Annotated in this window: 8 protein-coding genes; 2 read left to right on the plus strand and 6 right to left on the minus strand. The window is 50.5% G+C overall.

Features of this window, described 5'->3' with window-relative positions; all coding sequences use genetic code 11:
• Both H8K29_RS13305 and H8K29_RS13310 read left to right on the plus strand, forming a co-directional pair.
• The gene (locus tag H8K29_RS13305) at positions 1-2,742 is read left to right on the plus strand and encodes a pectinesterase family protein (protein WP_255423376.1); all 2,742 of its coding nucleotides are present in this window, start codon (positions 1-3) and stop codon (positions 2,740-2,742) included.
• A 26-nt stretch (positions 2,743-2,768) separates the two neighbouring features.
• Positions 2,769-4,658 carry a glycoside hydrolase family 28 protein gene (locus tag H8K29_RS13310; protein ID WP_186897965.1) on the plus strand — a complete coding sequence of 630 codons (1,890 nt, stop codon included), beginning with the start codon at positions 2,769-2,771 and terminating at the stop codon, positions 4,656-4,658.
• Positions 4,659-4,741: 83 nt separating this feature from the next.
• Here the strand turns inward: H8K29_RS13310 and H8K29_RS13315 are convergent, their stop codons facing one another.
• From H8K29_RS13315 to H8K29_RS13340, 6 genes are all read right to left on the minus strand, one after another.
• Positions 4,742-6,349 carry a methyl-accepting chemotaxis protein gene (locus H8K29_RS13315; protein WP_186897966.1) on the minus strand — a complete coding sequence of 536 codons (1,608 nt, stop codon included), beginning with the start codon at positions 6,347-6,349 and terminating at the stop codon, positions 4,742-4,744.
• Positions 6,350-6,498: 149 nt separating this feature from the next.
• Positions 6,499-8,646 (minus strand): glycoside hydrolase family 28 protein, encoded by a 2,148-nt coding sequence (locus H8K29_RS13320; RefSeq protein ID WP_186897967.1) that lies wholly within the window; start codon positions 8,644-8,646, stop codon positions 6,499-6,501.
• Positions 8,647-8,670: 24 nt separating this feature from the next.
• Positions 8,671-9,924: a porin gene (locus H8K29_RS13325; protein WP_186897968.1), complete on the minus strand. Its 1,254-nt coding sequence runs from the start codon at positions 9,922-9,924 to the stop codon at positions 8,671-8,673.
• 425 nt (positions 9,925-10,349) lie between these two features.
• The gene (locus H8K29_RS13330) at positions 10,350-11,243 is read right to left on the minus strand and encodes an SMP-30/gluconolactonase/LRE family protein (protein WP_186897969.1); all 894 of its coding nucleotides are present in this window, start codon (positions 11,241-11,243) and stop codon (positions 10,350-10,352) included.
• Positions 11,244-11,258: 15 nt separating this feature from the next.
• Entirely contained in the window at positions 11,259-12,617 is a 1,359-nt protein-coding gene (locus H8K29_RS13335) for an MFS transporter (RefSeq protein WP_186897970.1), read from the minus strand.
• Positions 12,618-12,720: 103 nt separating this feature from the next.
• A complete protein-coding gene (locus H8K29_RS13340; protein ID WP_186897971.1) occupies positions 12,721-14,295 on the minus strand; it encodes an aldehyde dehydrogenase (NADP(+)) in 1,575 nt (524 codons plus the stop codon).
• Positions 14,296-14,374: the final 79 nt, after the last annotated feature.

Consider the following 14,374-nt stretch of genomic DNA (forward strand, 5'->3'; position numbering starts at 1 on the left):
ATGAAACAGCGGCAGCCACTATTCAGCATGGTTTCCCGCTACGCCAGTGTGTTGCTGATGATGTCCAGCCTGTTTGCTGCGGATGTCTGCGCGCAGGATAGCAGGCCGGTGAAAGAACCGCTTGCGCCGTCCATCTGTCAATTGTTACCAGCGCAACTGAACATGAACGAGGTTGATGCGCAGACATTGGCAGCACCTGACACGCAGCGCCTGCAGCAAGCGATCAATCAATGCCCATCCGGCAAAGCAGTACGTCTGGTCAGACATAGCGATAAAAATTATTTTCTTACCGGTGCATTGCAGATGAAAGCGGGCGTCTCTCTGGTGATTGATGCTGGTGTGGTGCTGGCTGGATCACGCTTGCCTGCTGATTATGATAAAGGTGAGAAAAGTTGTGGCACAGTCGATCAAAAGGGACGTGGTTGCCGCCCGCTGATCAGCATTACTCAGTCACAGAATGCCGGGCTATTTGGCGATGGCGTGATTGATGGTCAGGGCGGAAAGAAAATTCTTGGCAGTTCCGAGAGTTGGTGGGAAATAGCACGTCGTGCCCAGCGTGAAGACTTGCATCAGAACGTGCCGCGCATGTTGGAAATAACGCAGTCGCGCGAGATGGCATTGCACAGAATATGGTTGAAAAACTCGGCTAATTTTCATGTCACTCTGAATCAGGTGGATGGCTTTACCGCTTGGGGGATACATATTGATACTCCAGCCACTGCCAGAAACACCGATGGTATTGACCCCATTTCTTCCCGCAATATCACGATCACCAAAAGTTACATTCGTACCGGTGACGATAACGTCGCGATTAAGGCGGGCAATCAGGGGGCGACCGAGAACATTACCATCAGTGATAATCACTTTTACTCTGGGCACGGTATGTCCATCGGTAGTGAAACCAACGGCAATATCCGACACGTGCTGGTCGAAAATCTGAGTATTGATGGTGCTACTTCGGGTTTGCGCATTAAGAGTGACGTGTCGCGTGGGGGGCTGGTGCAGGACGTGACTTATAGGGATATCTGCATACAGAACAGTAAAGCACCGCTGGATTTTGACACGCATTACGGTAAGCGTGCATCGGGTGATCTGATACCGGAATATCGTGATATTCATCTCGAACGTGTGCAAGTGCTGACGCCGGGAAAACTGATATTTCATGGCTACGACGCAACAAGACCGCTCAGAATGAGCGCCAATGATTTAATCGTTCCTGAACAAAGTACGATCGTCAGAGAAAACGCACTGTGGTCATCGGCTGTTGTGCAATCGACGCTGAACCAGAATTTTGCGTGGCAGCCGCTGCAATCAGCGACAAAAGACACTGCCTGCGCCTATGCATTTGTGGCTTATCCTTCGCCATCGCCGACAGATAAACGCCCGCAGTTAAATGAAGCACAGGCTGCTCATTTTTCTTATGACGAAGTTCTTGGTTATGCAGGTTTGCCAGGAAAAGAGCAACGTGATGTATGGGACCCTTTGTCTTCGCCGGTTGTTCATGCGCAGCAGATAACACCCGACTATATTGTCAATGCCAGCGAGCCAGCTGACGGTATGCACCGTTTTCAGCGCTTGCAGGATGTGATCAATCAGATCGTGACAGCCGATCTGGCGCATCGCTTACCGGCATCCCGCCGCATCACTGTTCTGGTGGAGCCCGGAGTCTATGATGGACTGGTATATATCCCTGAAACATCCGTCCCCATCAGCGTGATTGGCAGAGACGCTGCCACGACACGTATCCGTGCCAATCTGGATGCCGCAATCAGCGGAGCACAATATCAGGAGCGTTTCGGGGCGCAGTTTGCGCAGGCTCCGGCAGCGATTACTGACATGTTTAACAGCATTCGTATCCGTCCGATTATCGGGACATTTGGTACGGCCGTGCTGTGGGTGAAAAGTCAGGCATTCCAGATGCGTGATATCACCATTGAAAACAGTTATAACAAAACTGGCGCACCGGCACCACAGGCGTGTGAAGGAGCTGATTGCCCCGGAAATGGCGTGTATGGGAAAAGCCTGATGGTGCATCATCAGGCCTTAGCGATGATGACTGATGGTGTCGACAAAGCTCAGTTTGAACAAGTGCGTCTGCTGGGATTGCAGGATACCTTGTATATGCGCGCCGGCAAATCAGGGCAGACCGCTCGTCACTTCTTCTATCATTCTTATATCGAAGGTGACGTTGATTACATTTTTGGTGATGCGACCGCGTATTTTCTTGAGACGGAGATACGCTCATTAGGTCCTCGTACCAGTTCTTACGTCGCGGCACCAAGTACGAATCTGAATTCACGTTACGGATTTGTATTTAACCGCTGCCGCTTTACCCATGATCAGAGCAGCAATGCGATGGCCGGGAAATTTTATCTGGTCCGTCAATGGTTTCATAATCAGCGTTGCACGCCGTACGGCAAAGTACCTATCGACGGCTATCGTTGCGAGGCCGGAACGACAGATCAGTTTGTCAGTCCATCTGGCACGATTACCCGTCAGACGATAGAAACGGTAGGGAAAATGATTGTGCTCAATTCTGTGATCGGTGCTCATATACATCCGCTTACGCCTTGGTCCGACTGGAATAAAAATGGCACCTTGCCGTATCGTCCTGCGCAATTTAACAGCGACGACTTCTGGCGAAATTTATCTGTGAGCACAATCAGCCCTACGGCTTTTGGCTATCAGGCTGCACCTGCACCCATGCAATTTCTGGGCGAATTCAATAATCAATACGAATAATTTGAGACAAAAGAAGGAAGTACGACATGACCTTGAACACATCATCGGAATCCCTTGCTGACCAGAAGTATCAGGGGCGACGCCGCTTACTGAAGCAACTCGCGGCAATCGGTATCGGTAGCAGTATGCCTTGGGCGGCGGCCAGTGCGGCACAGCGACAAACACCAGCCGATCCATGGAAAAGAGCCTCAGAAATTATTACGAAGCTGAGTGTTCCATTCCATTTTCGCGAAGCGGATTATCCCATTACACGATACGGTGCAAAAACATGTGAGCTGCAAAAAGTACAGGCATGGAGTTCGTTTGAGGATCAGGGGGTGTTACAGACTCCAGCGGCATCGTCTTTTGACTGTTATTCAGCAATTCGTAATGCGATAGAAACTTGTCACCGCGAAGGCGGCGGCCGCGTGTTAATTCCTGCTGGTGACTGGTTTTGTGCCGGGCCTATCGTCTTGTTATCGAATGTTAAGGTTCACTTGCAGGCCGGAGCACACGTCTATTTCAGTCATCAGCCCGACGACTATGCGAAATACGGCGACGTTGATTGCGGAAAAAACGGCAAGTTAAGTATTTCCCGCTGGCAGAGCAATGACTGTCTGAACTATTCGCCCATGATCTATGCGATAGGACAAGAAAATATTGCATTGACGGGTGAAGACTGGACTGCGGTATTAGACGGGCAGGGTGGCGTGCCATTTAATGAATTCGGCGATTGCTGGTGGACCTGGAAAGGCAAGCTGAAAACGCTGAATGCAGTTGCACAGAGTTCCGTGCCGAATTATCGCCCCGGTAAGCCATCCGAAAATGCGGTGAATCCACTCAATGCTAAAACTTTAAAAGAAGTAGCGCCGCAGATCAGCCCGGAACTGCAGGCGCTGATACAAGGCAACGACGATAAATGGCGTGCTGACGCCAGCTACCTGCCTGCATTGTCAGAGGCTGGTGTTCCTTTACCTCAGCGCGTATTTGGTAAAGGACATTTTCTGCGTCCGCCAATGATACAGTTTATCGGTTGTCGTAAAGTATTGATGGAGGGGTATGAGGTCAGGAACACGCCATTCTGGCAGCATCATCCGGTGAATTGTCAGCATGTCGTGATTCGCCGCGTTCATGCGAAAAGCCACGGACCTAACAGCGATGGTTTTGATCCGGAGGCATGCGACCATGTTCTGGTGGATGGCTGTACTTTTGATTCCGGTGACGACTGTATTGCGATTAAGGCGGGGAAAAATCTGGATACACAATATGGACCATCGCGCCATATCGTGATTCAGAATTGTACGATGCAGAGTGGCCATGGCGCCGTCACGCTTGGCAGTGAAATGGCGGGCGGCATCGAGCATGTTTATGCGCAGAATTTATTGTTTGAAAACGTACACTGGCAAACCAATCCCTTAAATACAGCGATTCGTCTGAAAACGAATCTGAATAGGGGCGGATATCTGAAGCACTTCTATGTGCGTAATGTCAAGATTCCAAATGGCGTGCAGACTTCGCCATCATTTTATACATCCTTACCGGGCTCACCTATCGCATCGAAGACGGTTGCCACGGCCGCCGGTGCGATAGTCACTTTTGACTGCGATTACACACCCGTCAGCGATAACGTGAGGATACGCCCACCTGTGGTTGAGGATGTGCATATTTCCAATGTCCGGGTGGGGAACGTGAAGACGGCAAAAGGTGAGTATTCCAGTTACCAGTCGATCGTTATTCTGGGGCCGGTTGCCTCCGACTATAACGGTAGTGCACCGATGCCAGAAGTGTTTCCTGTTCGTGATGTGACGATTACTGATTGTGATTTTGGTACGCCAGCAGCGGGCACGCAGGCAATGTATCTGTATAACGTCAAAGGATTGAAGTTGCGTAATGTGAAGATTGGTAAAGAAGTGATCACGCGCGAGTATTCTGCGTAAAAAAAGCACATCTGGTTATTTCCCGGATGCGCTTTTAAGAATGGTAGCGGCATTTGTTTTGCCGCTATTTTTTTGTTGTTGGCTTAACGGCGTATGGCTTTCAAGTTCATCGCTTCCTTTGCCGGGTGTATCGTCTTGATTTTTGAAATCTCAGTGACTTCGTCATCCTTGAGTTTAAACACTCTGACCAGTCCTGCCATATCCGCCGCCTGCAATTGCATACTGTCGGCTGCCGCGGCAGCTTGTTCCACCAGTGCTGCATTTTGTTGTGTCACACTGTCCATCTGACGAATCGCTTCCGTAATTTGTATGATGCCGGTGTGCTGTTCTTCACTGGCCATCGTGATATCGCGCATGATAGAGGCGACTTTTTCGATACCGCCGACAATTTGCGTCATCGAGTTCCCGGCCTCTTGTGCCAGTTGGTTGCCGCTAAGCATATGAGATTGTGAGGCGTCAATCAAACTCTTGATTTCTTTTGCGGCTGAAGCCGAGCGTTGCGCGAGATTTCGTACTTCCGCAGCCACCACGGCAAAGCCACGCCCTTGTTCACCGGCGCGTGCTGCTTCAACCGCTGCATTCAACGCCAGAATATTCGTCTGAAATGAAATGCCGTCAATCAGACTGACAATATCGACGACCGCTTTTGATGATTGATTGATCGCATCCATGGTCGTCAGCATGTCCTTCATGACCGCACCGCCACGATTCGCCAGCATCGTCGCATCGATTGTCAGCTGATTCGCATTTCTGGCATTTTCGGTATTTTTTCTGACCGTGCTTTCCAGCTCATGTATCGTCGCCGATGTTTCTTCCAGTGCGCTGGCCTGTTCTTCCGTGCGGGACGATAAATCGAGATTGCCTGCAGCAATTTCAGAAGATGCGGTGGCAATGTTTTCGGAGCTTTGACGTATGCTGCGTACGGTTGTCGCTAACTGCTCCTGCATGGCGACGATGGCACCAAGCAGGCTGCCAGATTGATTTTTTTCCAGAGCGACGTCGACAGACAGATCATTATTTGCGATCTGACGTGTGATATTGGCAGCATAAGCTGGCTCACCACCAAGGATGGCGCTGATGGAACGGATGATGCGCCAGCCTGAGCCGATCAGAATAATCAGCGCGATCACAAAAATGATCGTTTGTGTGGTCGCTGATTGCCAATAGGTTTGGTTAATATCATCGCTGAAAAAACCGGTTCCTATCCACCAGTTCCATGGCGTGAATTCAACCAGTCCATTTAATTTCGGAGCCAGGCTGCCATCTGGTCGTTGCGATTTCATGCTGACCAGCGCGATATGGGATTTCGCCAGCTCCTCGCGATAAGCGCTTGCATCGGGGCGACCATCCATGGTCTGCCCTTGGGAAATCGTGCCGACTTTCTTAGTGTCAGGATGTACCAGATTCAAGCCATCCGGTTGCCTGACCCAATAATAACTGCTGCCGTAGCGGAGTTGCGTCAGCGCGGCTTTTGCTTGCTTTTGTGCTTCATCTTGCGTCAGTGTGCCATTCAGTTGCAAGCCATGGTAATGCTTGACGAGGTTTTCACCCATTGCCAGCATGGTCTCGATTTGCATTTCTCTGTCATGCATCAGGGCAGAATATAGCGTGCTGAGACTGCTGGCACCGATGGCGGCGATAGCGACAATGGCGGCACCCACCAACATTAATAAACGCGTGGAGATTTTCATATGGGATATCCCTCAAAAAAGTTGGATAGACTGCAAGAATGGCAATGCTGAAAAACGACAAAGGCTGACGCATGCATCGTGTGATGCCGGCGTCAGCCTGATTTATGGCTGCACCGCTTGCCTGCGGGCTGCCTGTTGTTCAATCGGATTTATTTGTCCCATCCCGAACCAAAAATGTTCGACTGGCCGATGGCCGGGAAGTCGACAAAAGCCTTGCTGCAATCGAGCACCAGATCACCGTCAACCGCCCATGTCGCAACACCATTGACTGTGACGCGATTGTCGGTTGATGCCACGATAGGCAGATTCACACCTTTGATCGTGAGTTGCGCATCAGACATCGTCATACGCATTGCAGATGGTGTATCTGCAACGACGTTGTTCATGCTCATCACTAATGGGAAAGCTGGCAGATTAAAGCCACCGGTGTTCGCCTGGAAACCCTGCAGTTTAATTGCGGAGTCACCCAGAATGCGTACATTTTCAAGACGGATGTCATGGAAATTCGGCACCTTAGGACCCGTTGCTGGAAGGCCTTTTGTACTGTAGTAAGTGGTGAACAACAGTGCGTTGTCGGCGTCTTTAATACAGATGTTTTTGTAATTAATATTGCTGACTTCACCGCCGCGCGCGTAATCGGATTTGATGCGCAGACCTTCTTCAGAATGCTGGAAGGAATTGTCGTACACCTCGACATTTTTTACGCCTGCATTGGTTTCACTGCCAATGGAAATACCATGACCCCAGTAAATGTGGTTATGTGCAATGACCGCACCGGATTTACGGTCGCTACGGACATCACGGATACCATCAACCGCTGCCAGATTGCTGCCGGCTGGGCTTGGGTTAGATGATCCTTTGATTGCCACGTCGTCATCACCTGTACTGACATAGTTGTAGACGAAGACGAAGTTTTTCAGATAACCATCAAATGCATGTTTTGCACTGGATGTCGTTGATTTTCCTGTTGTCAATGCGACGATAGTCGGACTGGTTGCTGCACCCGGATCAAAGGCATCTGTATTTTTAACATTGTCTTTGGTATAGGTGTCGCCCGTGTACAAAGGATTGCCGTTACCTGCCGGATTGGCAAATGCTGCCAGTGATGGTGTCTGTACTTTCACGCCCCATACAGTAAAGCCGTCAACGCCACTTGGTACAACGTGGAAGTTCGCGCTGTTATTGAGTGTGATGCGATACAGGGTCAGATTCTTCGCATAGTTGAACACCATCATGCGGAAGTTCGATTGCGAACCTGTACCAGTTGTGCCGTTTTGCACCATATTGCCGAGATACGCCAGATCCCACCATGTCATATTACGGGCTGTGGTTTTCGAATTGACCGTCGTGCCACCGTTGTCACACGCTGTGCCATCCGCCGCTTGTGTACCTTTTGCATAGTTCGCATAGGTATTGGAGCAGCTCATATCGACCTTCATGATCGGATACAGTTTGTCCGTTGTGACGATTTCGGCATAAGCACGGCTATCAATTGAGCCATCACCGACGACGGCAGAGTTGATCAGATTATTACCATTGATCAACGCAAGACAATTGCTGGAGCTACCGGCTTTGCTTGAGCTGACCGCCGTATTGCCGCAGTAAGGGCCTGCCACATTTGGTGCGTAAGCTTTGACGTCGCGTGTTGCATACAGCGTGGCTCCTTTATCGATCCACAATGTCACGCCAGACGGCAATGTCAATGGGCCTGAAATGAAGCCGTTACCCGGGCCTTTACTGTTGACGACCAGTCGTACTGCAAATTTACTGCCGCGATATTGTGGTTTAGCCAGTTCCTCTCCGCTGATACCAGCGATGTTTTTATTGGGAACAGCAGCCGCCGTTTGTTGTGCTACCGCGGCGGCATCAGCCGCAGCAATCGCCGCACCGACTTCTTTGTCCACGGCAGCGCCGCAGGCGTCGAGTGCACTCTGAATCCGCGCCTGGTCGGGATTAGCAACTGCAGGATCAACCGCAACACCAACACCGGTTTTGGATGGATCTGCTTCTGGCGGCAAGGAACCATCAGGACGGCGCACCAGATTATTGCTCGCTTCCAGAGTCGCACAAACCTGGGCATCCGTTGGCAATTGTGGTTCTGCCGGTAAGTCTGGATCAAAGGTCGTCGTGCCTACTTTAAAGACCGCGCCCGGTGTGTAGCTGACTGCGGTTGCTGTGTTATCGCTGCCACCGCCACCACCGCATGCTGTCAGAAGGAGAGCTGAAGTGAGTGCCGATAACAGTGCCGTCGTTTTAAAGATGCGGCCAGATGTTGTTTCTTGATTTAATTTTTTCATTATTTGGTCTCCGGAAGTGATTTATCAGAAGCGCGCTAACAAACCAACACCGATTGCACGTGGGCTGTTGCCTGGTGCAAAGAAGGCAGTACTGGTTCCCAGATTGTTACTGCGCAGTGAAGACTGACCTAAATTAGTGCTGGCTTGAGCGTTATTGTTGATACGCGTCAGATAGATGTATGGCGTCAGGAATTTATTGAGCTTGTAGGTCGCTGCTAAAGACAGTTGTTTGGATTGGAAATCATCCTCAGCAAAACTGTTGATGCCTTTGAGGCCGTTTAATTTTCCGTATCCGAACAGGAACGATGCGTCACCGTAATCTTGCGCCAGCGTCAGAATGACTGCATCTTGCTTCAGCGTTTTGTCGCGGTTGCCAGTGTAGATTGAGCCGACCGATGGATTGATAAATTGAGAGTTGCCAAGGCTGCTGCGTTCATAGCCAAAGCCAACCGTCGTTTTTGTTGGCAGCGTGTAGCTGATGACGGCTTTTGCATAAGATGTGCTGAGTCCTTCCTGTGCATTCAGAATCACACCGTAGCCGCGTTGCAGCATCGTGGAATCGATACCAGTATTGTTCTGACGATCATAAGCAACGCCGATCGCCAGCCCTTCATATTGGTATTTCAGCGCTAAGGAATAACGGCTGCGATCACTGCGGCTGGCGCGTGCTTCATCGAAGCCATACGACGCACCCGCCTGAAAGCCAAACAATTCCGGGGATAAATAATGCGCAGAATTTTTCATACGTGATTCACCACGGCTGAAAATGCTGTCCTGATTACCGGTCAGTTGGGCAGATGTGTTGTTGAACACGTCCACACCATGTACGGTCATACCCATGTTACCGCCCAGTGCGCTGCCGGAGCCAACCAGACTGCGATAAACAGAGTCACTGTTACCGATCACAAAACGACCGAATTTTTCACTTTGTAAGCCAACGAAGGTATTGCGCGATTCGAGTGTGGCGGTTTGTCCGTTATCGTTGGTTCCTGCTTGTTCAAAGTTGTTCAGGCCGCCTTCAATTTGCCAGATACCTTTGATGTCGCTGTTGACTTCAACGTTGCCTGTGAAACCGATGCGCGAGTTGCCATCAGAAATACGACCACGACGCTCGTACGGTGTGGCACCACCTTTGGCTTCAACCGACTCAATTTGTCCGTTGATAAAACCATAAATACTGACGAAGTTATTGATTTCCGTTGCAAATGCAGTAGGCGCGGTGCAGGCAATTGCCAGCGCTGCCGCCAGAGTGTTTCGTGTTAGTACAGCTTTTTGCATCTTGTTCTCCAGGTGATTACGCAAAGTAGGTAAAGTGAATTGATTCGGGTTCGTCAGAACAGATTTGCTGTCTTATTGCGGAAGTGCAGGCGCAGTTGCGCAGCTGATCAGCGGAGGGAAGCCAAGCGTGTTTGAAAATACAACGGACTTTACGGGGGCAATACAGAGATGGATCGAATCTGTATTTCCCGGAAAAAGGAGGGGTGTTGAATTCAGAGTTACGACATCGGACAACTATTTGCAATAAAGATAACTAAATCTGGTGTTCTTGGCTAAACTTTCAAATTTCTAATTAAATGTAGTAAAAAAATAATGTTTTTATGTGAAATAATGTGAGATTCGTTGTATGTTATCGTATCTCATGCTTTTTGGAAACTTTAGTTTTGTATCCGAGGAGCTGAAATATCTGTCAGGTTTGGCGGTAGTTAAAACTGAAAACCTGTTTCAGCAATTCCTTGCGCTCCCGGTTTTAGCAGAATAGTTTTTCCCGCCCACTCATCGTTTTGACCCGGCGTCGGATTGATCGAAGTCACCAGCATCCATTCATAATGCGGACCGCCAAAGCTGCACATCGCCGGTTTTTTCATCGGTAATGCAATCTGTCGATCGACTATGCCTTGCGGTGTGAAACGCAAAATAGCGCCGCCATCGTTGGCGCAAATCCAGTAGCAACCATCGGTGTCGACTGCGGCTCCATCGGGGCGCCCCGGTAACTCTTTCATGTCTGCAAAGAGACGCTGGCGTGAAGGTGTTCCGCTATCCGTATCGTAGTCAAATGCCCAGATGAGCTGACTTTGCGGGTGAGAATCTGACAAATACATTGTTCTGCCATCAGGCGACCATGCCAGGCCATTTTGCGTCAGCAATCCAGCTATGACGGGCGCAGACAAGCCGTCGTCGCTGGTGTAGCGATACAGATTGCCGATATTTCTGGCGGCAGCCATGTCCATCCACATGGTGCCGCTCCAGTAACGTCCCTGACGATCACATCTGCCATCGTTGAAGCGTAATCCCGGTTGCGCTTCCGGCAGCGCGACCAGCCGCGTTTCCACCGCATGTATTTCAGCATTCAGTGATAAACGGAATAACCCGGTTTCCATGCCAGCGATCAGATCACCTTGCGCTGAGAACGCAATATTGGCCACCATTTCTGATGTGTTCCAGTAACGGCTCTGCTGCTTGCTTGTGTCGTATTTCCAGACACGTTTCTGGGGGATATCAACCCAGAACCAGGACTGCTGGCTTTCGCACCAGAGCGGGCTTTCGCCTACCACGCAGGATTCGTTGCCGATAACTTCAAGGTTTGCAAATGCTTGCATGTCAATACTCCGGCGTTACAGGTCAGTGATGTCTTTGTGTGCAGGGACTAAGGCTTTCATCACAGCCCACGCCAGCAGATAGGCGACCGCACAGAATGAAAACATGATGGTGTATCCAGTCTGTATGTGTCCGGCTGCTTTGTAGTAATCAAATAGCCAGCCACCTGATTTTGAAATCAACACACCGCCCAGACCGCCAGCCATGCCGCCGATACCGACCACTGATGCCACGGCTTTTTTCGGGAACATATCAGAAACAGTGGTGAAGATATTTGCTGACCATGCCTGATGCGCAGAAGCACCTATCCCTATCAGTAATACCGGCACCCAGGAGCTGATATAGCCGAATGGTTGCGCCAGCAATACGACCAGCGGAAATACTGCGATCAGCAACATCGCTCGCATCCGGCCTGTGTACGGAGCCATGCCTTGCTTCATGAAATAGCTTGGTAACCAGCCGCCACCGATACTGCCTACCATCGTCATGCTATACAGTACTGCAAGAGGAATGACGATTTCTGTCTTCTGCATTTTGTACTGGACTTCCAGATATTTGGGCAGCCAGAACAGGAAAAACCACCACACGCCATCCGTCATGAATTTACCGAAGACGAATGCCCATGTCTGGCGATAGCTTAACAACTTCAGCCAGGAAGTTTTTTCAGTCGTGACCGCATCACTGACCGGCGCATCATGTTGCTGGATGTAGTCCAGTTCTGCTTTACTGAGTCGCTTTTGTTTCTCAGGTTTGTCATACAGAATCTCCCAGGCAACCATCCATGCAAAGCCGATTGCGCCGATGACGATGAAGGCTGTTTGCCAGCCGAATTTTGCCGCAATCCAGGGTACGGTCAGCGGCGCCAGAATCGCACCGATATTCGCGCCGGAATTAAAAATCCCGGTTGCGAATGAGCGTTCATGTTTGGGGAAATATTCAGCGGTCGCTTTGATTGCAGCGGGAAAATTACCTGCTTCACCGAAGGCGAGAACTGCACGTGACAACATGAAGCCAGCAACCGACACTGGCACGACTGCTAAGCCAAGCGTTGCCAGTAAGTTTGATGTAGCTTCACCGGCGGGAATGGCGTAAGCATGCAATATCGCGCCAATTGACCAGATCGCGATTGCCAGTGTGTAGGCTGCTTTTGTGCCGATTTTATCAATCAGGCGGCCCGCAAAAAGCATGGAAATCGCATAGACGAACTGAAATACAGCGGTGATATTGGCGTAGTCAGTATTTGACCAGCCGAACTCTTTTGATAAATCCGGTGCCAGCAGGCTGAGCACCTGACGATCCAGATAATTCACTGTTGTCGCAAAAAACAGCAGTGCGCAAATAGTCCATCGGTATTTGCCGATTTGATTAGAACTCATCTGAGTGTCTCCTTGTTACTGTATGTCTACGCACATCTGTTTCGTGTGCTTGGTATACCGCAAACTCCCCTTGGCAGCGTTGCAGCCAAGGGGAGCGATCATATTAATTTTTCAGGCTGCCGTCGACCATTCTTGTGAGCTTCCAAGGATTTTCATCACTTAATGCCGGAGGCAAGAGATCAGATGGAATCGCCTGATAGCAGACGGGGCGCAGGAAGCGATCAATTGCCGTGGCACCGACAGACGTACTGCGACTGTTCGATGTTGAAGGGAATGGGCCGCCATGCACCATGGCGTGCGCGACTTCGACACCGGTTGGGAAACCATTAAACAGGATACGGCCGGCTTTCTTTTCCAGACTCGTTAATAATGCACGGGCTGCGACATGATCGTCTGGTGCCGTATGTACGGTTGCAGTTAACTGGCCTTCGAGCTCTTTTGTGACGGCCAGCATTTGCGGTAAATCGTCACACAGCATGATCACAGAAGACGGGCCAAATACTTCTTCCTGCAATGCCGGGGTCTGCAGAAAATCGCTGGCTTCGCACACCGATAACATCGCTTGCGCGGCATTTGGAGTGGCTGCTGGCTGACCTTTGGCTGCGATCTGCACGTTTTTTAATTCAGTAATTTTCGCGCAGCCGCTCTGATATGCACCGTGAATACCGGGTGTCAGCATGGTTGTCGCTGGTTTCCCTTCGAGTGCCAGTTTTGCCGCTGCGATAAATTGTTCTGCTGCCGCTGATTTTTGCATCAGCACCAGCCCAGGGTTAGTGCAGAATTGGCCTGCGCCCATCACCAGTGAATCGACAAACTGACTCGCCAGTGCGCTGGCTTTTTCTTCCAATACAGCAGGTAACAGATACACAGGATTGATGCTGCTCATCTCTGCGTAGACCGGAATAGGTTCTTTGCGTTCGTTGGCTGTTTTCACTAATGCGAGGCCGCCACTACGCGAGCCGGTAAAACCGACCGCCTGAATGACAGGATGTGCAACCAGTTTTTGCCCGACTGCCGCACCCGCGCCAATCAGCATGGAGAACACGCCTTCCGGCATTTGTGAGCTGATCGCTGCTTGCTGGATTGCTGAGCCTACGAGTTCTGATGTGCCCAGATGTGCATTGTGTGCTTTAACGATGACCGGGCAACCGGCAGCCAGTGCTGACGCTGTGTCGCCACCGGCAACGGAGAAGGCTAAAGGAAAATTGCTGGCGCCAAAGACTGCAACCGGACCCAATGCGATTTTCTGCATACGCAGGTCTGGGCGTGGCGGTGTCCGTTCTGGTAATGCCGAGTCCAGCGTTGCTTGCAGGTAGTGACCATCACGCAAAACTTTTGCAAACAGCTTCAACTGATTCACGGTGCGACCACGTTCGCCTTCGAGGCGTGCGACTGGCAGACCAGTTTCGGCATGCGCTCTTTCAATCAGCGTTGAACCCAACGCCAGAATGCCATCGGCGATTGCCTCCAGAAATGCAGCGCGTTGTTCCAGCGATGTCAGGCGATAGGCGTCAAATGCTTGTTCAGCCAATTCGCATGCCCGGTTGACCTCAGCTTCTGAGGCGTAACCGAACAATGGTTCCAATTGTTCGTTGGTAGCTGGGTTGATTGCACGGGTGCCGCCAGATTGGCCCATGATGCGCTGACTTCCTATCAGCATTTGTCCTGAAATTTCCATCTTTATTTCTCCGGTGCAGGTGGTCGTTTACCGCAAACCACCTGAAAACGTTACGTTGACAATACGGGTGATCTTAACG

Origin of the sequence: Undibacterium sp. CY21W (genome assembly GCF_014284265.1) — a bacterium.
GTDB classification, from domain to species: Bacteria; Pseudomonadota; Gammaproteobacteria; order Burkholderiales; family Burkholderiaceae_D; genus Undibacterium; species Undibacterium aquatile.